The sequence below is a fragment of the Streptomyces glaucescens genome, assembly GCF_000761215.1.
GTDB lineage: Bacteria > Actinomycetota > Actinomycetes > Streptomycetales > Streptomycetaceae > Streptomyces > Streptomyces glaucescens_B.
This window is the reverse complement of the sequence record NZ_CP009438.1, coordinates 896,320-917,705: the sequence shown is the minus strand read 5'-3', so window position 1 is coordinate 917,705 and position 21,386 is coordinate 896,320. Positions and strand designations below refer to the sequence as shown.

The 21,386-nt window shown below is 72.8% G+C and carries 23 protein-coding genes; 13 read left to right on the top strand and 10 right to left on the bottom strand.

Annotated features, from left to right (window positions below; all coding sequences use genetic code 11):
* The first annotated feature begins 115 nt into the window (after window positions 1–115).
* On the top strand, window positions 116–646 hold the full coding sequence (locus SGLAU_RS03975; protein ID WP_208868880.1) for a DUF6214 family protein: 531 nt from the start codon (window positions 116–118) through the stop codon (window positions 644–646).
* Between the two features lie 38 nt (window positions 647–684).
* Here the strand turns inward: SGLAU_RS03975 and SGLAU_RS03970 are convergent, their stop codons facing one another.
* Entirely contained in the window at window positions 685–1,338 is a 654-nt protein-coding gene (locus SGLAU_RS03970) for a DUF305 domain-containing protein (RefSeq protein WP_043498422.1), read from the bottom strand.
* 195 nt (window positions 1,339–1,533) lie between these two features.
* On the opposite strand from SGLAU_RS03970, the gene SGLAU_RS03965 reads away from it, so the two are divergent.
* On the top strand, window positions 1,534–3,036 hold the full coding sequence (locus SGLAU_RS03965) for an LVIVD repeat-containing protein (RefSeq protein ID WP_043498420.1): 1,503 nt from the start codon (window positions 1,534–1,536) through the stop codon (window positions 3,034–3,036).
* On the opposite strand, the gene SGLAU_RS03960 is transcribed toward SGLAU_RS03965, so the two are convergent.
* The 4 genes from SGLAU_RS03960 to SGLAU_RS03945 all read right to left on the bottom strand — a co-directional run bounded on the left by SGLAU_RS03960 (window position 3,024) and on the right by SGLAU_RS03945 (window position 6,326).
* The gene (locus SGLAU_RS03960) at window positions 3,024–3,698 is read right to left on the bottom strand and encodes a TetR/AcrR family transcriptional regulator (RefSeq protein ID WP_043498418.1); all 675 of its coding nucleotides are present in this window, start codon (window positions 3,696–3,698) and stop codon (window positions 3,024–3,026) included. The two genes, SGLAU_RS03965 and SGLAU_RS03960, sit on opposite strands and share 13 nt — an antisense overlap.
* Before the next feature lie 287 nt (window positions 3,699–3,985).
* Entirely contained in the window at window positions 3,986–4,657 is a 672-nt protein-coding gene (locus tag SGLAU_RS03955) for a phosphatase PAP2 family protein (RefSeq protein ID WP_043498417.1), read from the bottom strand.
* Window positions 4,658–4,735: 78 nt separating this feature from the next.
* Window positions 4,736–5,671 (bottom strand): M56 family metallopeptidase, encoded by a 936-nt coding sequence (locus SGLAU_RS03950; protein ID WP_043498415.1) that lies wholly within the window; start codon window positions 5,669–5,671, stop codon window positions 4,736–4,738.
* Window positions 5,672–5,780: 109 nt separating this feature from the next.
* Entirely contained in the window at window positions 5,781–6,326 is a 546-nt protein-coding gene (locus SGLAU_RS03945; RefSeq protein ID WP_043498414.1) for a DUF5134 domain-containing protein, read from the bottom strand.
* A 158-nt stretch (window positions 6,327–6,484) separates the two neighbouring features.
* Between SGLAU_RS03945 and SGLAU_RS03940 the strand changes: the two genes are divergently transcribed.
* Both SGLAU_RS03940 and SGLAU_RS03935 read left to right on the top strand, forming a co-directional pair.
* Window positions 6,485–8,206, top strand: a complete 1,722-nt coding sequence (locus tag SGLAU_RS03940) for an FUSC family protein (RefSeq protein WP_078957580.1) — start codon at window positions 6,485–6,487, stop codon at window positions 8,204–8,206.
* Window positions 8,203–8,757, top strand: coding sequence for a MarR family winged helix-turn-helix transcriptional regulator (locus tag SGLAU_RS03935; protein WP_043498412.1), 555 nt, complete (start codon window positions 8,203–8,205; stop codon window positions 8,755–8,757). The genes SGLAU_RS03940 and SGLAU_RS03935 overlap by 4 nt, the downstream gene beginning before the upstream one ends.
* Window positions 8,758–8,773: 16 nt before the next feature.
* Here SGLAU_RS03935 and SGLAU_RS03930 read toward each other — a convergent pair whose 3' ends face one another.
* The 3 genes from SGLAU_RS03930 to SGLAU_RS03920 form a co-directional block, all read right to left on the bottom strand.
* Window positions 8,774–9,826 (bottom strand): aldo/keto reductase, encoded by a 1,053-nt coding sequence (locus SGLAU_RS03930; protein ID WP_043498410.1) that lies wholly within the window; start codon window positions 9,824–9,826, stop codon window positions 8,774–8,776.
* A gap of 80 nt (window positions 9,827–9,906) precedes the next feature.
* Window positions 9,907–10,671, bottom strand: a complete 765-nt coding sequence (locus SGLAU_RS03925) for a VOC family protein (RefSeq protein ID WP_043498408.1) — start codon at window positions 10,669–10,671, stop codon at window positions 9,907–9,909.
* A 181-nt stretch (window positions 10,672–10,852) separates the two neighbouring features.
* The gene (locus SGLAU_RS03920) at window positions 10,853–11,245 is read right to left on the bottom strand and encodes a VOC family protein (protein ID WP_043498405.1); all 393 of its coding nucleotides are present in this window, start codon (window positions 11,243–11,245) and stop codon (window positions 10,853–10,855) included.
* 255 nt (window positions 11,246–11,500) lie between these two features.
* Here SGLAU_RS03920 and SGLAU_RS03915 point away from each other — a divergent pair, with 255 nt between their 5' ends.
* Complete coding sequence (locus SGLAU_RS03915) at window positions 11,501–12,040, top strand: GNAT family N-acetyltransferase (protein WP_043498403.1); 540 nt, start codon at window positions 11,501–11,503, stop codon at window positions 12,038–12,040.
* A 27-nt stretch (window positions 12,041–12,067) separates the two neighbouring features.
* Here the strand turns inward: SGLAU_RS03915 and SGLAU_RS03910 are convergent, their stop codons facing one another.
* On the bottom strand, window positions 12,068–12,751 hold the full coding sequence (locus SGLAU_RS03910) for a glycerophosphodiester phosphodiesterase (protein WP_043498401.1): 684 nt from the start codon (window positions 12,749–12,751) through the stop codon (window positions 12,068–12,070).
* Between the two features lie 231 nt (window positions 12,752–12,982).
* Between SGLAU_RS03910 and SGLAU_RS03905 the strand changes: the two genes are divergently transcribed.
* The 4 genes from SGLAU_RS03905 (at window position 12,983) to SGLAU_RS03890 (ending at window position 16,908) form a co-directional block, all read left to right on the top strand.
* Window positions 12,983–14,380 (top strand): DUF6421 family protein, encoded by a 1,398-nt coding sequence (locus SGLAU_RS03905; RefSeq protein WP_043498400.1) that lies wholly within the window; start codon window positions 12,983–12,985, stop codon window positions 14,378–14,380.
* Between the two features lie 59 nt (window positions 14,381–14,439).
* On the top strand, window positions 14,440–15,186 hold the full coding sequence (locus SGLAU_RS03900; RefSeq protein ID WP_043498398.1) for an SDR family NAD(P)-dependent oxidoreductase: 747 nt from the start codon (window positions 14,440–14,442) through the stop codon (window positions 15,184–15,186).
* Window positions 15,183–16,253: a threonine aldolase family protein gene (locus SGLAU_RS03895; RefSeq protein ID WP_043498396.1), complete on the top strand. Its 1,071-nt coding sequence runs from the start codon at window positions 15,183–15,185 to the stop codon at window positions 16,251–16,253. The genes SGLAU_RS03900 and SGLAU_RS03895 overlap by 4 nt, the downstream gene beginning before the upstream one ends.
* 82 nt (window positions 16,254–16,335) lie before the next feature.
* On the top strand, window positions 16,336–16,908 hold the full coding sequence (locus SGLAU_RS03890; protein ID WP_043498394.1) for a transglutaminase domain-containing protein: 573 nt from the start codon (window positions 16,336–16,338) through the stop codon (window positions 16,906–16,908).
* Window positions 16,909–16,993: 85 nt separating this feature from the next.
* Here the strand turns inward: SGLAU_RS03890 and SGLAU_RS03885 are convergent, their stop codons facing one another.
* Window positions 16,994–17,722, bottom strand: a complete 729-nt coding sequence (locus SGLAU_RS03885) for a lysophospholipid acyltransferase family protein (RefSeq protein WP_043498393.1) — start codon at window positions 17,720–17,722, stop codon at window positions 16,994–16,996.
* Between the two features lie 358 nt (window positions 17,723–18,080).
* Between SGLAU_RS03885 and SGLAU_RS03880 the strand changes: the two genes are divergently transcribed.
* The 4 genes from SGLAU_RS03880 (at window position 18,081) to SGLAU_RS03865 (ending at window position 21,193) form a co-directional block, all read left to right on the top strand.
* Window positions 18,081–18,437 carry a thioredoxin family protein gene (locus SGLAU_RS03880; protein ID WP_078957579.1) on the top strand — a complete coding sequence of 119 codons (357 nt, stop codon included), beginning with the start codon at window positions 18,081–18,083 and terminating at the stop codon, window positions 18,435–18,437.
* Between the two features lie 226 nt (window positions 18,438–18,663).
* Window positions 18,664–19,173: a flavin reductase family protein gene (locus tag SGLAU_RS03875; protein WP_043498388.1), complete on the top strand. Its 510-nt coding sequence runs from the start codon at window positions 18,664–18,666 to the stop codon at window positions 19,171–19,173.
* Between the two features lie 218 nt (window positions 19,174–19,391).
* Window positions 19,392–20,177 (top strand): electron transfer flavoprotein subunit beta/FixA family protein, encoded by a 786-nt coding sequence (locus SGLAU_RS03870; RefSeq protein ID WP_043498386.1) that lies wholly within the window; start codon window positions 19,392–19,394, stop codon window positions 20,175–20,177.
* Between the two features lie 53 nt (window positions 20,178–20,230).
* A complete protein-coding gene (locus SGLAU_RS03865; RefSeq protein WP_043498385.1) occupies window positions 20,231–21,193 on the top strand; it encodes an electron transfer flavoprotein subunit alpha/FixB family protein in 963 nt (320 codons plus the stop codon).
* The last annotated feature ends 193 nt before the right edge of the window (window positions 21,194–21,386 follow it).

Here is a 21,386-nt window from a genome sequence, read left to right as displayed (position 1 = left end):
TGTTCGCGGCCGGTTCCAGCATCGCACCGGCGGGGCTGCGCTGACAGGGTGCCGTCGCGCAGGGCGGACGCGTGTCCGTTCGTGCGGCATGTGATCATGAGGTTACGTTGCGCGTGTGCTGGAGGCATCCTTTCTCAATCTGTCCGATCGACGGCCGGAGGATGGCGCGGTCTCCGTGTGGCCCGCGTGGCAGGTGCGGGAGGACGGCGGCGCGACCGCCTGGTTCCAGGTGCGGCTGGCCTTCCCCGACGGGGCCGGCGTGGAGGCGCTCGCCGTGCTGGCGGACGGGAACATCTCCCTGGAGGACGTCCGGGCCCGGCCCGCGATCTCCCTCGACGACCTCACGGAACTCGCCGACTGGATCGAGGGACCGCTGTGCGAGGCGTGCGGGATCGTGACGGGGAGCGGCGAGGGCGACGGCGGGTGCGCGGGTACGGGCGCGCGCCGGGCCCGGCCGCCGTGGCCGCCCGGAATCCAGGGGCGGTGGCTGGTCGCGGAGGAGTACCGGGCCGCACAGCAGGATGGCGTCGATCCGGTGCTCGCGGTGATGTGCGCGACCGGGCACAGCCGCCGCAAGTCGCTCAGGATGATCGCGCAGGCGCGTGACGCGGGCTTCCTGACCCCGCGTCACGCACGGCGTGGCTGAGCGCCGGCGCGCGGTCGGGTGTCATCCGCCGGCCGGCGTCACAGCATCCGCCGCATCCGGGTGATCTCGCTCGTCTGCTGGGCGATCACGTCGTCCGCCATCTCCTCGATCCTCAGGTTGTTCCCCTGCGCCTTGGCGTCCGCCGCCATCGTGATCGCCCCCTCGTGATGGGTGATCATCAGGGTCAGGAACAACCGGTCGAAGGCCTTCCCGCGGGCCGCCCGCAGCTCGCGCAGCTGGGTCCCGGTGGCCATGCCGGGCATGGCGTGCCGCGCGTGGCCCTCGGCGCTCCGCGCCCTGCCGTGCTCGTCCAGCCAGGCCTCGAGCACGTCGATCTCGGGCCCCTGGGCGGCCGCGATGCGCTCGGCCACCTTCCTCACCTGGGCCGACGCGGCGCGGTCGGGGACGAGTCCGGTCATCTCCAGGGCCTGGGAGTGGTGTTCGACCATCATCCGGGCGTACTCCACGTCCGCCGAGTTGGGCGTGTCGTCGTCGGCGCGCTGCTGGGCCGCCTCCTGCGCGGACAGGGTCCGGTTGGCGTCCCCCGGCTTGCCCGGCACGAGCACCGGGGGGCCGCTCGCGCGGTCCGGTCCGGGCGCCGGGCCGGAGTCGCAGGCACCGAGTCCGAGTACGGTCAGCGCGGTCAGCGCGGTCAGCGCGACCGGGACACGCAGCGTGCGGCGGTGGAGCACGTCGACCTCCTGTGGCGGGCGGAACGCGGGGCGCACCTCGTGAGTGCCGGGGTCCGTCTTAACACGTCGGTGAGGACTGTTCGGCAAAAACATTCATTACATGTCTGTTGCCCCCCTGTTGATTTGAGCATGACGACGACGATACTTCGGGGGTCCGTGAACCGTTCCCTTGCGAAGGGAACAAGGGAGGAAGCAGTGACCCTGTCGAGCAATCCCCGAACACGGCGCAGACGCCTGGGAATCGCCACGGCCGCGGCCGGGCTCCTGGCCGCGCTGCTCAGCGCCCAGCCCGCGGTCGCCACCCCCGACCCCGGAGACTCGCCCGCCGCGGAGAAGAAGATCTCGGAGAGCACCCGCGAGGAGGTGCGGGAGGCGGTGCGGAGCGGGGACATACCCGGCCAGGACGAGATAGTCCACTCCGCCAACATCCGCCATCTGGCGAACATCCCCAAGGACGTGCTGCCGGGCACCAACTCCGACCTGGCCTTCCAGGGCAGGTACGCCTTCGCCGGCAACTACGACGGCTTCCGGATCTTCGACATCTCCGACCCGAGGTCACCGAAGACGGTGGCCCAGGTGCTGTGTCCCGGCTCGCAGAACGACATCTCCGTCTCCGGCGACCTGCTGTTCCTGTCCACCGACTCCTCGCGCAGCGACAGCAGTTGCAACAGCACCACCCAGCCCGCGACCGAGAAGTCGTCCTGGGAGGGCATGAAGGTCTTCGACATCAGCGACAAGCGGAACCCGAAGTACGTCGCCGCCGTCGAGACCGCCTGCGGCTCGCACACCCACACGCTGGTGCCCGAGCGCCGCAACGTCTACATCTACGTCTCCTCCTACTCGCCCAACGCCGCCTACCCCGACTGCCGTCCGCCGCACGACGGCATCTCCGTCATCAAGGTGCCGCGCCACGCCCCCGAGAAGGCGGCGGTCGTGGGCTTCCCGGTGCTGTTCCCGGGGGAGGGCGAGGACGGCGGCGGCAACCCGGGCGGGCCCGTCAACCCGGGTGTCTCCAAGACCACCGGCTGCCACGACATCACCGTGCTGCCCTCGAAGGACCTCGCGGCCGGCGCGTGCATGGGCGACGGCATCCTGTTCTCGATCAAGGACCCCGAGCGCCCGAAGGTCATCGACCAGGTGCAGGACAACGTCAACTTCGCGTTCTGGCACTCGGCGACCTTCAACCAGAAGGCCGACAAGGTCGTCTTCACCGACGAGCTGGGCGGCGGCGGCGCGGCCACCTGCAACGCGGCCGTCGGCCCGAACCGCGGCGCGGACGGCATCTACGACATCGCCGGCAAGGGCGACAAGCGCAAACTGGTCTTCCGCAGCTACTACAAGATCCCCCGCCACCAGGCGGACACCGAGAACTGCGTGGCCCACAACGGTTCGCTGATCCCGGTCAAGGGCAAGGACCTCATGGTCCAGGCCTGGTACCAGGGCGGTGTCTCCGTCTGGGACTTCACCGACTCCTCCAGGCCGAAGGAGATCGCCTACTTCGAGCGCGGCCCCATCAGCACCGAGCGCCTGGCCGGCGGCGGCTCCTGGTCGGCGTACTACTACAACGGCCACATCTACTCGAACGACATGGTCAAGGGCTTCGACGTCCTGAGGATCGACGACCGCCGCACGGACCCCGCGCAGCGGGTCCGGCTGGATGAGCTCAACGTCCAGACACAGCCGGACTACTTCGACTGACCGGCGGCCGGGGGCTCCGTCGCGAAGAACCGCGACAGGTCCCGGTCGCACCCCCCGCCGGACGCCTCGGTGTCCGGCGGGGAACCCAGCTCCCAGTCCAGGCCGTAGCGCCGGAACAACTCGGCGCGCAAGGGGGAGATGGGCATCCCCACGTTCGGCAGCACCATCGCGTAGACCGCGCCCATGAGCTGGGAGCGCAGCATCGGGTAGTCGCACCCGGTGTCCCGTGAGCCGTGCCGGGCCACGGTGTCGCGCAGCAGCTCCGCGAGCCGCTGCTGCTCCGGGCACTGCACGAAACCCTCGGCCTGCAGCAGCCCGGCCATGTGCTGGCGCATCAGCACGGTGCGGTCGCGGGCCAGGCCCAGGATCGCGTCGATGGCCCGCGCCATCCGCTCCCGGCCGTCCTCGGTACGCGGTTCGCGTTCCAGCGCCTCCTCCAGCGTGCGGTGCATCAGCCGGTGCACCGCCGACTGCACGAGCTGGCGCTTGCCGGGAAAGTAGTACGACACCAGTCCGCGCGCCGAACCCGCCCGGTCCGCGATGTCTCCCAAGGTCGTGGCGTCGTAACCGCGTTCACCCACGAGCTCCACCGCCGCCTGGAGCAGCCGTTCCCGGGAACGGCGCCGCAACTCTTCATTGACCGCGGCGCTTCGAGGGGACATCCTGTAACTCCTGCGTTGACTGGCTGCCAGCCAACTATACTCAACGCGTCCCGGCGGGCCCGTGCCCGGACCCGTCCGGGTACGCCGCCTGCCTCGGGCGACGCGGGGGATCGTCCGAGGCGGGCGGCCGGCTCCGGGCCCGCGGCCCGGCCGGCCCGGGACCGCCGCCGAGGGCGGCGTCCCGATCGGCCGGCCCGCCGGCTCCCCGTCGCGCCGCCCCTCGGCGGGCGCACACCGCGCGGCGGCAGGGCCCCAGGGCCGGACACGGGCGGCGCCGCAGCGAGGTGCTACGGACGCAGCCGCTGGTGGACGGCGACCGCCAGGGCCGCCACCGCGGCGCCGAGCAGCCAGCCGCCGAGGACGTCGGTCGGCCAGTGGACGCCGAGCCAGACTCGGGTCACTCCGACGCCGGCCACCGAGACCACCGCCACCGTGACCGCCGTGCGCCACAGGGCGCGGCCGGCGCCCGCGCGGTGCAGCAGCCACAGCAGCAGGCCGCACACCAGGGTGGCGGTCATCGCGTGGCCGGAGGGGAAGGCCGCGTAGTGGGCGGAGTCGACGGGGTCGGGCCAGACGGGCCGTTCGCGGCCCACCGCGGCCTTCACGGCCTGCTGCAGCGCGGTGCCCAGCGCGACCGTCGCCACCAGCCACAGCGCCGTCCACCGCGCTCTGGCCCGCCACGCCAGCCACACCACGACCACCCCGCACAGAAGGCGCATGGTGTTCGGATCCCACACCCAGTCCGTCAGGATCCGGCAGGTCTGGGTGAGGGCGGGGTCGCCGACCGCCCAGCGGTGCGTGGTGCGGGAGACGTCGCCGTCGAAGGAGAGCAACGGCTTCCATTCCGCGGCGACGAGAGTGAGCAGCAGCACCGAGCACAGGGCCAGTACGGTGCCGGCGCGCACCGCGCGGTCGTGCCGGGGCGGACGGGGCGGGGAGTCGACGGAGGGGGAGTGCATGGTGCGATCCTCGCCGAAGGGAGGGGCGGTGGGCCAACCCGGCCGGCCAGTCGCCGTGGCCCCGGCGACCGCCGTCCGTCAGCCCAGCGCCCGCAGCCCGGGACCGAACGTCACCAGCACCGGCACCACGGGCACCAGGGCCGCCGCGGCGGTCAGACGGAGCCGGCGGGCCGCGGTGAGCCGGTCCGGGGGAGCGAGCAGGCGGTTCACGCGCTGCGGGAGCTGCGCCTGCGGGGCGGGCCCGGGGCCGAACACACCCCGTTCCTCGTTGAGTTCCACCAGTGCCAGCGCGGTCGTGAGCCGGCCGAACCGTCGTGAGGCCGCGTCGTCGGCGGCGAGTTCCACCAGCCGGTGCATCTCGTCGCGGAACGCCGCGAACACCGGCACCTGCGGGAACCCGGCCGCGAGCGCGCCCGAGCAGTGCAGCAGCCAGTCGTGCCGGGCGCGCGCGTGGCCCTGCTCGTGGGCGAGGACGGCGTCCAGCCGGCGTCCCTCCAGGCGGCGCAGCGCGGCGGTGGTGACGACGAGCCGGGGCCGGCTGCCCGGCAGCCACCAGGCGTCCGCACGGTCGTCCTCCAGGACGACCAGCCCCCTGCCACCGGCCTCCTCGCCGGGCAACTCCGGGGCGCGGACGAGAAGTTCGGCGCGCCGCCGCCGCCACCGGGCGCGGGCCCGCGCCACCTCGCGCACCAGCATCGCGGCACTCCACAGCCCGCCGAGGGCGAGCGTCACCGCCAGGGCCGCCGCCCAGGGGCCGGCCGTCCCGAGCGCGTAGGCCTCCACGACCGCGCGCGGCGCCGGGGCGAACACATGGCCGCGCACCGCCCGCCAGGCGGCGGCCGCGCTCAGGGTCATCGACAGCGCGCAGCACAGCAGTACGGCCGCCACCACGCACTGCCACACCCACAGTGCGACCACCGGTTCGCGGTCCGGCCAGTCGGCCCGGGCGAGCAGCCGGGGAGCCGCGACGGCGGTCAGGGCGCCGAGCAGCAGCAGTGCCGCGGGGACCATCATGGGCTCAACCCTATGAGCGCCGGCTACCGCGCGGTACGGCCCGCTGCCGTGAAGTGACGCAGACCACGACGGATCTCGCCGTGCCGCAGCCGACCGGCCGCCGGTGCCCTCACATCGTCAGCAGCATGGCCACCATCGCGATCCCCATGGACAGCCGGCAGGCCCGCGCCAGTTCGGGCCGGTCGCCCCAGCCCTTCGCGCCCGACGCGCCCGCCACGGCGGGGACGGGGACCAGCCGCGCGCCCGCCAGCAGCACGTAACCGGCGAAGTAGAGCAGCAGTCCATCGGTCAGCAGCGGGATCCCGGTGCCGTGGGCGTGCCCGCCCGCCGGGGTGCCCGCCATCACCACCGCCATGTAGACCATGGCCAGCGCGCCCACCAGGTGGTGCAGATGGTGCGCACCGGTCCGCGCCGCCCACAGCGCGCGCAGCGCCACCGCCCCGAAGAGCGCCGCGTACCCGCCCCACGCCCACGCCGGCGGTGCAAAGACGGCCGCCGGGACGGCCATGGCGGCCATGCCGAATCCCATCAGCGCCTCGCCGCCCGCGGTCCGGCGCTGTTCCTCGACGCCGCTGCGCATCCGCAGCAGGCAGTACGCGCCGGTCCCCGCGCAGAGCGCGGCCAGCAGCCATCCGGACTCGGCCGGTCCGTGCACACGCGCCTCCCCGCTCGACGGTCGGTCGAGGACTGCCCGGCCCGGGCGGTGCGCACGCGAGCGCACGGAAGTACACGGGGTGGCATCCGGGGGAGCACGCATGCGACGGGCAGGTACGCTCGATGTTTCACGAGTAAAACACCTGTTAAGGTTCTCGGATGCGCAGTACGAACCCGTCCCCGACGCCCTCCCGCCCACGCCGGCTTCCGCTCGCCGCGGCACTCCGCCTCGGCCGCCCGTCGGAGATCTGGTTCAAACCCGCCCTCAGCGTCGTCGTCTCCGTCGCGCCGCCCAACCTGCTCCTGCTCGCCCTCGGCCGCCTCGACCTGGCCCCGTACACGATGGCCGGCTCGCTGTGCGCCCTCTACGCCCACCACCGCCCCTACGCCGCCCGCGCCCGCGTCCTGACCGGGGTCGTGCTCGGCATGCTCGCCGGACTCGCCGTCGCCCTGGTCACGGCCGCGCTCACCGGTGACGCGGTCGTGCTGGTCACCGTCGGCGCGCTGCTCGCCGCCGCCCAGAAGGCGCTCAGCGACGCCACCCGCCTCGGACCGCCCGGCAACGTCGTCCTCACCTTCGTCAGCTCCGCCGCCCTGTTCGCCCCGCAGAGCCTCGGCCAGGTCCCCGGCCATCTCGCGCTGGGCCTCGCCGCGGGCGCCTGGGCCTGGCTGGTGGGCATGGCACCCGGCCTGCTCCGCCCGCACGGCCCCGAGCGCCGCGCCACCGCGCAGGCCCTCACCGCCGCCGCCGCGTACGCCGCCACCCGCGGCACCGGTCCGGGCCACGCCCGCGCCCGCACGGCCGCCACCGCCGCCGTCCTCGCCGCCCGGCAGGCCCTGCTCACCGGCGGCGCCCGTCCGGCAACCGCCCGCCCCGCCCTCGCGCACCTCCTGCTGCGCGCCGAGCTCGCCCTCGCCGCTCCCGCCGACGCGGACCCCGAGGGGCTGCGCGCCCGGGCCCGCGCGCTGCGCGGCCGCGGGCCCGGGCCGTACGACGGAGAGCCCGTGCTCCCCGCACCGGACACGGGCGAGAGCCCCGCCGAGCGGCTGTGGCACCGGCTGGTCCCGCTCGCACCCGTCGCCGCCCGCACCGCCCTCGGGTGCGCCCTGGCCGGATACGCCTCGCTCGCCCTCGGCATCGGCCGGCCGTACTGGGCCCTGGTCACCGCCGCCGCCCTCTACCAGGCCAGCCTCGCCCTCACCTGGAGCCGGGGCGTGCAGCGCGTCGTGGGGAACCTCGTCGGCGTCCTCGTCTTCGCCGCCGTCGCCCCGCTCGCCCACCTCGGCCAGGCCGCCCTCGTCCTGTGCTGTCTCGCCTTCAGCTTCGGCGCGGAGGCGCTGATCAGCCGCAACTACTGGCTCGGCAGCGTCTGCGTGACCCCCATGGCGCTGCTCATCACCGAGTTCACCGGCTACCAGGACCCCGGCGACCTTGTCACCGAGCGGATCGTGGACACCCTCGTCGGCGCGCTGGTCGGCCTCGCCGCCGCCGTCGTGGTCACCAACCGCCGTGCGGGCACCCGCCTCGGCGCCGCCCTCGCCGCCACCGAGCGGGCCCGCGAGCGCGCCGCCCGCCTGCTCGCCGAGCCGCAGCCCGCGCCCGCCGCCCTGGAGGCCGCCCGCAGCGGCCTCGCCGCCGCGCTGGTCGAGCTGCGCGCCGCGGCCGACGCCGCGTCCGGCGAATGGCGGCAGCGCACCCCGCCCGGGGACCGGGTGGAGCACGCCGAGCAGGCCGGACACCGTACCCTCGCCGAGACGGTACGCCGCGGACTCACCCCGGACGGGCACGCGGCCGAGACGACGGCGGACGGCCCGCCGGCGTACGGCGCGGCGGCGTTCCGCGCGACGGCGGACGACAGCACGGAGGATCCACGGCCATGACGGCGACGAACGGGCGGCCGGGTGCGGCAGCGAGTGACGAGGCCGCGCGGGCCGACACCGTGGGCGCCGTCGTACGGCAGTGGCGGGCCGTCCACCCGGACCTCGACACCGCACCCATGGAGATCATCGGCCGGGTCAACCGCTGCGCCGCCCTCCTCCAGCAGGCCGAGGACGCCCCGCTGCGCCGGGCGGGGCTCAGCCGCCCCGAGTTCGACCTGCTCGGCGCGCTGCGCCGCACCGGCCACGAGCTGACACCCGGGGAACTGGCCCGGGAGACCTTCTCCTCGGGCGCCGCCGTCACCAAACGGCTCAAGCAGCTCACCGAGCGCGGCCTGGTCGAGCGGCGCGGTGACGTGCGCGACCGCCGGGTGGCCCACGTCCGCCTCACCGACGCCGGCCGGGAGCTCGTCGACGGACTGCTGCCCGACCAGCTCGCGTACGAGAGTGCCGTGCTGTCCGGACTCGGCGCCACCGAGCAGGGTGAACTCGCCGGCCTGCTCGGTGATCTGCTCACCCAGCTGGAGGGCCGGCTGGGCGGGCTGCGGACCTGAGCCCGGCCGGCGCGGCTCAGAGCACGTCGTGCGCGGTGCGCCGGTAGGTGGAGCGGCGCTCGTCGATGGCGGTCCACCGGTCGCCGTAGACGGTCCGGGTGACGCGGGGCTCACGGAGGAAGTCGTGCGGGAACCCCAGCGGTACGGCACTCACCTCGTCGAGCCGGGCGACGGCGTCCGCGTCGAGCCGGACGTCCACGGCGCCCAGGTTGTCGGCGAGCTGGCTCTCCCTGGTCGCGGCGACGATCGGCACCACGTTGCCGGGCCGGCCCAGCAGCCACGCCAGCGCCACCTGCGCCGGGCTCCAGCCGCCCTGCTCGGCGACCTCCACCACCGCCTTGACGACGGCCTCCTCGCGCGGGTCGCCCGCGGCACCCGCCGCGCCGAGGCGGCCCGGCTCGTCCCGCAGGTACTTGCCGGTGAGCTTCCCGGCCGCCAGCGGCGCCCACGCCAGCACGGCCTGGTCGTAGGCCCGGGCCTGGGGGAGCAGTTCGCGCTCCGGGGTGCGCTCAAGCAGGTTGTAGCGCAGCTGGGAGCCCGCGAACGCCGTCCAGCCGCGCAGCTCGGCGAGCGTGCCGGCCTGGGCGATCTCCCACGCCGCCCAGTCCGAGACGCCGAGGTAGAGCACCTTCCCCGCCCGTACCAGGTCGTCCAGGGCCCGCATCACCTCCTCGACCGGGGTGAAGTTGTCGCGGGCGTGCACCCACAGCACGTCCAGCCGGTCGGTGCGCAGCCGCTCCAGGCTGGCCTCCACCGACCGCACCAGGTTCTTGCGGTGGTTCCCGGCGGCGTTGACGTCGCCGTCACGGGTCGCACACGTGTACTTGCTGGCCAGCACGAACGCGTCGCGCCGCCCCTCCAGCAACTGGCCCAGGATGCGCTCCGAGGCGCCGCCGGCGTAGATGTTCGCGGTGTCGACGAAGTTGCCGCCCGCGTCCGCGTAGGCGTCGAGGATCCGCGCGCTGGTGTCCTTGTCGGAGCCGTGGTCCAGGCCGTCGCCCATGACCATGGCACCGAGGCTCAGCTCGCTCACCCGCAGACCGGTCCTGCCGAACAGTGTGTACCGCACGTCGCTTTCCCTCTCAGCAGTTCGTGCGGTCGACGGTAGGAGCTGGAGCGCACTTCAGGGCAAGTCCCGGCGGGAACACGTCATCTCTCGTCGGCGGCCCGGTACACCCCGAACATCGCCCCCTGCGGGTCCCGCAGCACCGCGATGCGCGGGCTCTCCGGCACCGACGTGGGTTCCATGAGCACGGTCCCGTGCGCCGCGGTCGCCGTCGCGGCGGCGTCGTCCACGTCCTCGACGGCGAAGTACGGCAGCCAGTGCGGGGGCACCTCGTGCGGGAACTTGTCGTCCATCGTGATCATGCCGCCGAAGTCCGCGTCGCCGACGCCGAACTGCGGGTAGTGCTCCGAGGGGCGCACCGACCAGCCGAAGACCGTGGTGTAGAAGCGCTCCGCGCGCGCGGGGTCCCGGGTCAGCAGCTCCACCCAGCCGAGCGCGCCCGGCGCGTTGAGCACGCCCGCGCCGGTGAACTCGCGCGCCTGCCACAGCTGGAAGGCGGCCCCGCCCGGGTCGAAGGCCACGACGAACCGGCCCAGGTCGAACACGTCCATGGGCCCGAGCAGGACCTTTCCGCCCGCCTCCTGCACCAGCCGGGCGGTGGCGTCCGCGTCGGCCACGGCGAACGACACGTTCCAGGCCACCGGCTGCGTCTCCTGGTACAGCGGGGCGAGCGCCGCGACCGGCTCGTCACCGAGGTGGGCGACACAGTAGCCGCCCGCCTCCTGACGCGGATCCGTCTCGGGCCGCCAGCCGAACAGCCGCGTGTAGAACCGCCGGGCCGCCTCCAGGTCGCTGGTCCCCAGCTCCGCCCAGCAGGGGCCACCGGTCACCGGCGCGTCGAGCTTCATGGCGTTCCTTCCGCAGGCGGGCGGGGCGCGGAGACGCCGGGGCGCCCCTGCCAGCACGCTAGCCCCGGCCCCGCCCGGCGGCCATCCGGGCCGGGCCGGGCCCAGCGGTGCGGGACGCAGCCGACCCCGGCCCGGCCGGTGCCGCACGGCAGCGCGACGCGCCGGGCCGGATCGGAATTGGTCAGATCCCCGGCCGGTACCGCAGGGGGTGGTCCGCCGGGACCTCCACCAGCACGATCGGCACCCCGTCCGGATCGGCGATCCACATCTCGGCCAGGCCCCACGGTTCCACCACCGGCGGCCGGACGATCTCCACCGCCGCGGCGCGCAGCTCGTCGTGGGCCGCGTGCACGTCGGCGACCTGGAGCCAGAGCCGTACGGCGGGGGAGGGCGGGGTGTCGGAGCGGCCGGAGAGCTCCAGGAAGCCGCCGCCGAGGAAGTAGACGGTGCCCCGTTGCGGGCCGGTGCCGAACTCCCGGTAGACGGCGAGCCCCAGCCGCTCGCCGTAGAACGTCCGGGACCGCTCGGGATCGGTGGGGCGCAGCAGAATCCGGCTGCCGAGTACATGCACCATGCACCGGAGCCTAGGGCCTTTCGTCTGGATCAGCCCGGCTTGAGGTCCGGAGCCTCTCGACCGACCCGAGCGGGGTCTGGTGCGTGCGGCTGCACGGCGGAGGAGGGAGTCGGCGCGGAGCGTCGGCGACCGACGACAACGCCGCGGATGCGCGTGCCGGGCCCCGCGACGCCGGGGTAATCCGAACGACAGGCCCTAGCGGTGGGGTTACCCTCGTCCGAGCCCGAGCCGCGCCGAGAATCGGAGAGCCACCGCATGGAGACCGCGACCACCGGACTGACCTACCGCGACGCCACCGACGCCGACGTGGACACGTTGGTGGCGCTGATCGAATCGGCGTACCGCGGGGACGCCAGCCGGGCCGGGTGGACCACCGAGGCGGACATCCTCGAGGGGCAGCGGACCGATCCGGAGGGTGTGCTGGAGGTCGTGAAGTCGCCCGACAGCCGGCTGCTGGTCGTGGAGCGGGACGGCGCCGTGGTCGCCTGCTGCCAGCTCGAACACCGCGGCGAGTACGCCTACTTCGGCATGTTCGCGGTCAGCCCGACGCTCCAGGGGGCGGGCCTGGGCAAGGCCGTGATCGCCGAGGCGGAGCGGCGGGCCCGGGAGACCTGGGGCGTGCGGGAGATGCACATGACCGTGATCTCCGTGCGCGAGGACCTGATCGCCTGGTACGAGCGGCGCGGCTACCGCCGTACGGGACGGATGTCGCCCTTCCCGTACGGCGACGAGCGCTTCGGCATCCCGCAGCGGCCGGATCTCGAGTTCGAGCTGCTGGTCAAGCCGCTGGGGTGAGCCGCCGGGTGCGCCGCGCGGGAGCGCTCACGCGGTGAAGCGGCCGGTGCGCTTGATGTCCGGGTAGTCGGTGGTCGCGCCGTCGAGCTCCAGGGCCCGGACCAGCCGCAGGTGCTTCTGCGAGTTGACCACCCAGCCGATGACCCGCAGGTCGGCCTCGCGCGCGTGCTCGACGACCTCCAGGGTGAGCCGCCGGATGTCGAGGCAGACCGTGCGGGCGCCGGCCTGCACGGCGCGCTCCACGATGTCGGTGCCGTAGCGGCTGGCGATGAGCGCCGTGCGCACGCCGGGCAGCAGCCGGGCCGTCTCCGCGATGGCCTCGTCGTGGAACGACGACACCTCGATCCGCCCGGCCAGCTCCCGCCGCCGCATCAGCTCCACCAGTGCCCGGGCCGCCGCCACGTCCTTGATCTCCGCCTGGATCGGCGCGCTCACCGCTTCCAGGACCTCTTCGAAGACCGGGATCCGCTCGCCGTCGCCCGCGTCGAGGGCACGCAGTTCGGCGAGTGTCATCTCGGCGATGGGACCGCTGCCGTCGGTCGTGCGGTCCACCTCGGCGTCGTGCATGACGACCAGGGCGCCGTCCTTGCTGAGATGCAGGTCGAGTTCGATGACGTCGAGGCCGGCCTGTTCGGCGGCGACGAAGGAACGAAGGGTGTTCTCGGGCTGGACGCCCATGACTCCGCGATGACCGATGGTGAGGAAGTTCAAGGTTCCCTCGCTTCCTGTCGACGGACAGGCTCGCCAGCCTAGTGCGGACGCGGCCGCTGAGCGCCGTACGTGCGGGCCACACTCCGCAGCGGTGGCCTCCGACGTGATGGACAGGAAAAAGTTCGGTGACGATGGTGGCGGGCAGGATAATTTCCCGCACCTCCTCTTGCTGGGAGAAACCGCATATGCGTACGGTGTCGTTACGCAAGGTTCTCCAGCGGAGGATGGGACATGACGGAAATTCTTGTGCAGGTGGGTGCGGAGGGGCAGGTTCCTCCGGTGGCCAGGGTCGTGGAGCACCCGGCATGGCCCGTGCTCAAGGATGCCGTGGAGCGGATCCGGCCATGGCAGTCCAAGGACGGATCGATCGACTTCGAGGCCGACGGCGCCCCCGGGCGCGCGCAGGCCGAAGCCGCCGTCCGCGAGGTCGCCGAGGCCGTGGAGACGCTCTCCCCGCTGCTCCCGCACGACGCCGCCTACCACGCCGCCCTGGTGAAGGACCTGCGCCGCTGGGCCGACGAGGGCTTCCAGGTGCCGGACTTCCTCGACTCGCTGCTGGCCTTCCAGCCCGCCGCCAACCGCGCGGACGGCCTGCAGCATCTGGTCGTCTTCCCGATGTACACGCAGAACGGCAACCCCGACCGCAACCTCGAAGCGGTCGTGCTGCGCATGGTGTGGCCGCAGTGGCTGGCCGAACTGGAGCGCACCCGCTACGACAACCCGCTGTTCTGCGGCATCAAGTTCGAGGACTTCACGGCCGGCTACGACACCAACTCCGCCGTGCTCTTCCCCGAGACCATCGCCGTGCGCGAGGCCCCGGAGCGGTTCACCTGGGGCGGCATCTTCTGCGACCGCGAGGCCGCCCGCTTCCGCCGGGTCACCGCCGCCGCCGTCGACCTGCTCGGCCTGGAGCTGCCCGAGGACATCGCCGCGATGGTCCACGACCAGAAGCGCTGCGAGGAGGCCTTCGTCCTGTGGGACATGGTCCACGACCGCACCCACAGCCACGGCGACCTGCCGTTCGACCCGTTCATGATCAAGCAGCGCCAGCCGTTCTGGATGTACGGCCTGGAGGAGCTGCGCTGTGACCTCACCGCCTTCAAGGAGGCCGTGAAGCTGGAGGCCGACGGCGTCCCGCAGGCCCGTGACGTGCAGTACGCGGTCCTCTTCGACCGGATGTTCCGCTTCCCGGTCACCGGCGAGCGGGTGCGCAACTACGACGGTCTCGGCGGCCAGCTGCTCTTCGCCTACCTGCACAAGCACGATGTCGTCCGCTGGACCGACAACAAGCTGTCCATCGACTGGAAGCGCGCTCCCGAGGTCACCAACCAGCTGTGCGCCGACATCGAGAAGCTGTACCGCGACGGCATCGACCGCCCGAAGCTGGTGCACTGGTTCGCCGGCTACGAGCTGGTCTCCGCCTACCTCGCCCCGCACCCGGGCTCGAAGTGGGCCAAGGGCCCGGACGCCCTGGACCTGACCCAGCCGCCGCGCAAGCTCGTCGATGACGTGCTGCCGGACGAGTTTCCGCTGAGCATGTTCTATGAGGCACTGTCCAAGAAGCTGAAGAACGTGATCGCCTCCACCAAGGGCATCACGGCGGACAGCGCCGAGCGGATCGCCGCGTGACCGACGGGAGTGACGTGAGCGACCGCCGTACCGAGAACGCTGCTCAGGAGGCGAAGAACATGGGGAACGGGGCTCTCAGCGGTGCGGTGATCGCGGTCGCCGGCGCGGGCGGACCCGCCGGGCGGGCGACGCTGCTGCGGCTGGCCGAGGCCGGTGCCACGGTCGTCGGCGCGGACAACGACCCGGAGCGGCTCGCCGAGGCCGTGGACGCGGCCCGGTACGCCTCCGGTGGCGCCACGGTCACCGGGGAGACGGTCGACCTGCTCAACCTGGAGGCCACCCGCGACTGGGCCACGCGCACCGAGAAGGAGTTCGGCGGCGTCGACGGCGTCGTGCACCTCGTCGGCGGCTGGCGCGGCAGCGAGACCTTCACCAAGACCAATCTCGACGACTGGGACCTGCTGGAGCTGCTGCTCATCCGCACGGTCCAGCACACCTCGCTCGCCTTCCACGAGGCGATCCAGCGCAGCGACCGCGGCCGGTACGTGCTGATCAGCGCGGCCGGAGCCAGCAACCCCACCGCGGGCAACGCCTCCTACGCCGCCGCCAAGGCCGCCGCCGAGGCGTGGACGCTGGCCCTGGCCGACTACTTCCGCAAGGCCGGGGGCGAGCAGGGGCCGACCTCGGCGGCTGCGATCCTGGTGGTGAAGGCGTTGGTGCACGACGCGATGCGCGCCGAGCGGCCCAACGCGAAGTTCGCGGGCTTCACGGACGTCAAGGACCTCGCCGAGGCGATCGCCGGCGTCTGGGACAAGCCCGCCGCGGAAGTGAACGGAAACCGTCTGTGGCTGACCGAGAAGCCGTGAACCCCCCGAAGACCGACGCGCGTCGCCATCACGACCCGGAGGTCCGCGGTTTCGCCAGTGACAACTACGCCGGGGCCCACCCGGAGGTGCTCGCCGCCCTGGCCGTGGCCAACGGCGGGCACCAGGTCGCGTACGGCGAGGACGTCTACACCGAGAACCTCCAGCGCGTCATCCGCAGCCACTTCGGGGCGTCGGCCGAGGCGTTCCCGGTCTTCAACGGCACCGGCGCCAACGTCGTCGCGCTCCAGGCGGTCACCGACCGCTGGGGCGCGGTGATCTGCGCGGAGAGCGCCCACATCAACGTGGACGAGGGCGGCGCGCCCGAACGGGTGGGCGGCCTGAAGCTGCTCACCGTGCCCACCCCGGACGGCAAGCTCACCCCGGAGCTGATCGACCGGCAGGCGTGGGGCTGGGAGGACGAGCACCGGGCGATGCCGCAGGTGGTGTCGATCACCCAGAGCACGGAGCTGGGCACCCTCTACACGCCCGACGAGATCCGTGCCATCTGCGAGCACGCCCACGCGCACGGCATGAAGGTGCACCTGGACGGCTCCCGGATAGCCAACGCCGCGGCCTCGCTGGACGTGCCGATGCGCACGTTCACCAACGCGGCCGGCGTCGACATCCTCTCGCTGGGCGGCACGAAGAACGGCGCGCTGTTCGGCGAGGCGGTCGTCGTCCTCAACCAGGACGCCGTCCGGCGGATGAAGCACCTGCGCAAGCAGTCCATGCAGCTCGCCTCCAAGATGCGGTTCGTCTCGGTGCAGCTGGAGGCGCTGCTGGCCAAGGACCTGTGGCTGCGCAACGCCCGCCACGCCAACGAGATGGCCCAGCGGCTCGCCGAGGGCGTCCGCGCGGTGCACGGCGTGGAGATCCTCTACCCGGTGCAGGCCAACGGTGTCTTCGCCAGGCTTCCGCACGACGTGAGCGAGCGCCTGCAGAAGCGGTTCCGTTTCTACTTCTGGGACGAGGGCGCCGGTGTGGTCCGCTGGATGTGCGCCTTCGACACCACGGAGGAGGACGTGGACGCGTTCCTCGCGGCGCTCAAGGAGGAGATGGCGCGCTGACCACCCCGCCATGATGCATAGGTATGCGGTCACCTGAAAAGTCATTGACTGTCAGGTGATCGCATCCCTATGCTCTGCGGGCATGCGGCTGATCCAGAACACCCCTGACCTGTCGGCCTACCTGGCCGACGACGAGGTCATCGACCATCACCATCCCGTCGTCCGGGAGACGGCGGCCCGGCTCACCGAAGACGTCGACGACTCGTATGACTATGCGCGAGCGGCCTTCGAGTTCGTGCGCGACGCGATCCCGCACTCCGCCGACACCGGCGATCCCCGGGTGACCTGGCGCGCCTCCGACGTCATCGCCCTGCGCACCGGCATCTGCTACGCCAAGGCCCACGCGCTCGCCGCGCTGCTGCGCGCCGAGGACATCCCGACGGCCCTGTGCTACCAGAGGTTCCAGGCGGTCCACGGCCTGGTCGCGGTCCGGTTCGACGGGGCCTGGCACCGGCTGGACCCGCGCGGCGGGAAGCCGGGTGCCGGCGCCCGGTTCTCCCTCACCGGCGAGGGCCTGGCCTTCACGGCCGACCCGGAGGCCGGCGAACAGGACTACCCGACCCTGTACGCCGCCCCCCATCCACTGGTCCTCCGGGCCCTCGAGGCCGCCCCGGACGCGGCCCACCTCGCGCGCACGCTGCCGACCGCCCTCTGAGCCCCGCGCGGTGAGGCGGTGTCGGCGGGCCTCGGCGGCGTGGCGAGGCGGTGTCGGCGGGCCTCGGCGGCGTGACGAGGCGGTGTCAGCGGGCCTCGGCCGCGCGGACCTCGTCCGCCGTCGGGGCGGTGCCGCCCAGGTGGGCCGGCAGCCACCAGGGGTCGTCGGTGTCCCGCGGGCGCACCGGGTAGGCGCGCTGCGCGGCCTCCAGCAGCTCCTGCACGCGCTCGCGCAACTGCCGGGTGATGGCCCCGGCGTACTTGTCGCGGGACGCCTCGATCGCCTCGCCCACCCGGATGGTGATGGGCGTGTGGCTGCGCCTGAAGTTGCGCGGCCGGCCCTTGGTCCACAGCCGCTGGGTGCCCCACACGGCCATCGGGATCAGCGGCACGCCCGCCTCCTGCGCCAGGCGCGCGGCGCCGGACTTGAAGCTCTTCAGCGTGAACGACTCGGAGATGGTGGCCTCCGGGAAGACGCCGACGACCTCTCCCGAGCGCAGCGAGTCGAGGGCGTGCGCGTACGCCGCCTCGCCCTGCTTGCGGTCCACGGGGATGTGCTTCATGCCGCGCATCAGGGGGCCGGACACCTTGTGATGGAAGACGGACTCCTTCGCCATGAAACGGACGAGCCGCTTCTGCGGGAGCGCGGCCAAGCCGTTGAAGACGAAGTCCAGGTAGCTGATGTGGTTGCTGACCAGAACGGCACCACCCGACCGCGGGATGTTCTCCGAACCCTCGCAGTCGATCTTCAGGTCCCACACCTTGAACAGGGTGCGGGCGAGACCGATGACCGGACGGTAGACGAGTTCTGCCATGGACTGGGTGGACCCTTCCTTCTCTGCCAGGGAAGGGAGCTCCCGGCGGGGAAAGTTACGCAGCCGTAGGTTTACGGCGTCTCGCAGATCGTGCCCCAAGAACGGACGCGGAGCCAGTCCCGGTGCCCGTCCTCGGGGAGATCCTCGTCACGTCACCCCCATGATCACCTCGGGTTTTTACGCTCCCTTTACTTCGTGCGAACCATGACGCGCCGTGCGAGCATGTACATCTCACACGCTGAGCGGGTACCCGCAGCGTGCGCAGGACGAACCCGTGCGCAGGGCGCACCGGCGGGCCGGTGCCGCGGGGCGGTTCCGTGGGCGGGAATCACCGCGGCCCCGAGAACGCTGCACGACAGTGACGATCGGACCGAGCGGGAGAGTACGCGTGCGCGTGCACGACGAAGGACAGCGGCTGGCGGGAGCCGAGCTGGGCGCGGAGCTCGGCGAGCGGGCCACTCTGGTGCAGTTCTCCAGTGCCTTCTGCGCCCCCTGCCGGGCCACCCGCCGGGTGCTGGGCGAGGTGGCCGCCATGGTGCCGGGCGTACGCCACCTGGAGATCGACGCCGAGGCCCGGCTCGACCTCGTCCGGCGCCTCGGCGTCCTCAGGACGCCGACCGTGCTGGTCCTCGACGCCGGTGGCCGGGTCGTGCGGCGGGCCGCGGGACAGCCCCGCAAGGCCGATGTGATCGCGGCCCTCGGGGAGGCCGTGTGAGCGGGCCCGGACACATCGGCGGGACCGGGCCGGGTGCAGTGAGGCACGTCCCAGAAGGCGGGACCGGCTTGACTGTGCGTACCCGCTATCGTCAGTGTGACCCTATGCCTTCGGAACTCCTCCTGCACGGGCGGGCCCACATCGACCTCGCCCGCACCGCGAGCGCATGCTGTCCGGGCTGTTGAGCAGCCGCGGACCCGCTCGTCCCCACCCCCAGAAGGCCACCATGACGGCAACTTCCGACCTGGCCGGCCCCCGGCTCGCCTCCCCCGACCTGCTGCGCGCCGTCTTCCGGCGGCACGCCGCGGGCGTCGCGGTGATCACCGCGCGGGGGGCGTCCGCTCCGGCCGGCTTCACCGCCACCTCTCTCACCTCCGTCTCGGCGGACCCCCCGCTGCTCTCCTTCGGCATCGGCACCGGCGCCTCCAGCTGGCCGGCCGTCTCGGAGGCGGACCACGTGGGCGTCCACATACTCGGCGAGCACCAGCGGGAGCTGGCCGCCACCTTCGCCCGCAGCGGCGCGGACCGCTTCGGCGCGGCCACCGCCTGGCGGGAGGGCCCGCAGGGGGTGCCCGTCCTCGACGGCGTCCTGGCCTGGCTGGTGTGCAAGGTCCACGCGCGCGTGCCCGCGGGTGATCACCGCATCGTGATCGCCGAGGTCGTCGTGGGCGACCCGGCCGGCACCGGCCGTCCGCTGCTCTACCACCAGGGCCGGTTCACCGCGCTGCGTGATTGATCACGTGCCCTCCGGCCTGCGGGGGCGTCGGGTTCCGGTTACGCTGCGTTGCGAAGGTCACAGTTCAAAGCGCTTGCTTAGCGGGCAGGAACTGGGTGTACTGACGAGTAATATTCCGGGCGGGGGCGCAGGCCGCCCCGACCGGGATCGGCCGCTTGGGGCGCCTATGCTGCCTGCAAGAGGCAGCCGAGAAATGACGAGGCAGTAGGAGAGCCGGCGTGAGCTTGAGGATCGTTGTCACCGTGAAGTACGTGCCCGACGCCACTGGCGACCGGCACTTCGCCGATGACCTGACCGTCGACCGTGACGACGTGGACGGTCTGCTCTCCGAACTGGACGAGTACGCGGTCGAGCAGGCGCTGCAGATCGCCGAGGACGCGGACGACGCCGAGGTCACCGTGCTGACGGTCGGCCCGGAGGACGCCAAGGACGCCCTGCGCAAGGCGCTGTCCATGGGCGCCGACAAGGCGATCCACGTCGAGGACGAGGACCTGCACGGCACCGACGCCATCGGCACCTCCCTGGTCCTGGCCAAGGCCATCGAGAAGGCCGGCTACGACCTGGTCATCTCCGGCATGGCCTCCACCGACGGCACCATGGGCGTCCTCCCGGCCCTGCTGGCCGAGCGCCTGGGCGTCCCGCAGGTCACCCTGCTCTCCGAGGTCTCCGTCGAGGACGGCACGGTCAAGGGCCGCCGTGACGGCGACGCCGCCTCCGAGCAGCTCGAGGCCTCCCTGCCGGCCGTCGTGTCCGTGACCGACCAGTCGGGCGAGGCGCGCTACCCGTCCTTCAAGGGCATCATGGCCGCCAAGAAGAAGCCGGTGGAGTCCTGGGACCTGTCCGACCTGGACATCGACGCCGAAGAGGTCGGCCTGGACGGCGCCTACACCAAGGTCGACTCCGCCACCGAGCGCCCGGCCCGCACGGCCGGCACGATCGTCAAGGACGAGGGCGAGGGCGGCAAGCAGCTCGCTGAGTTCCTCGCGGGCCAGAAGTTCATCTGAGCAGCGCCCAGCTGACCGCCCCTCAACTTCGCAAGCAGGAGAGAAGAAGTCCCATGGCTGAAGTCCTCGTCTACGTCGACCACGTGGACGGTGCCGTCCGCAAGCCGACCCTGGAGCTGCTGACCCTGGCCCGCCGCATCGGCGAGCCGGTCGCCGTCGCCCTCGGCAACGGCGCCGCCGACACCGCCGCCGCGCTCGCCGAGCACGGCGCGGTGAAGGTCCTCACCCACGACGCCTCCGAGTACGCCGAGTACCTGGTCGTGCCGAAGGTCGACGCCCTCCAGGCCGCCTACGAGGCCGTCTCCCCGGCCGCCGTGCTGGTCCCGTCCTCCGCCGAGGGCAAGGAGATCGCCGCCCGCCTGGCGCTGCGCATCGGCTCCGGCATCATCACCGACGCCGTCGACCTGGAGGCCGGCGACGAGGGTCCGGTCGCGACCCAGTCGGTGTTCGCCGCCGCCTTCACCACCAAGTCCCGCGTCATCAAGGGCACCCCGGTCATCACGGTCAAGCCGAACTCGGCCGCCGTGGAGGCCGCCCCGGCCGCCGGCGCGGTCGAGGCCCTGAACGTGACCTTCTCCGAGAAGGCCACCGGCACGAAGATCACCGGCCGTACGCCGCGTGAGTCGACGGGCCGTCCGGAGCTGACCGAGGCCGCGATCGTGGTCTCCGGCGGCCGTGGTGTCAACGGCGCGGAGAACTTCGCGATCATCGAGGCGCTCGCCGACTCCCTCGGCGCGGCCGTCGGTGCCTCGCGTGCCGCCGTCGACGCCGGCTGGTACCCGCACACCAACCAGGTCGGCCAGACCGGCAAGTCCGTCTCGCCGCAGCTCTACATCGCCTCCGGCATCTCCGGCGCGATCCAGCACCGTGCGGGCATGCAGACCTCGAAGACCATCGTGGCCGTCAACAAGGACCCCGAGGCCCCGATCTTCGACCTGGTCGACTACGGCGTGGTCGGCGACCTGTTCGACGTCGTCCCGCAGCTCACCGAGGAGATCAAGGCCCGCAAGGGCTGATCGCCGCACGGCTGCGCCGAGGCCCCCGTGACCGCCGACGGTCACGGGGGCCTCGGCGCGTCCCGGGCCCGGCGCGCGGGGAAGGCGCGGCGGGCGGACCATGCTGCGGACGGGTGTTGACCGGCGGGAAGCCGCCCGGATAACTTCGGAGTGCGGATTATCGATTCCGTAAGACGGAAAACAGGAGGGTGTG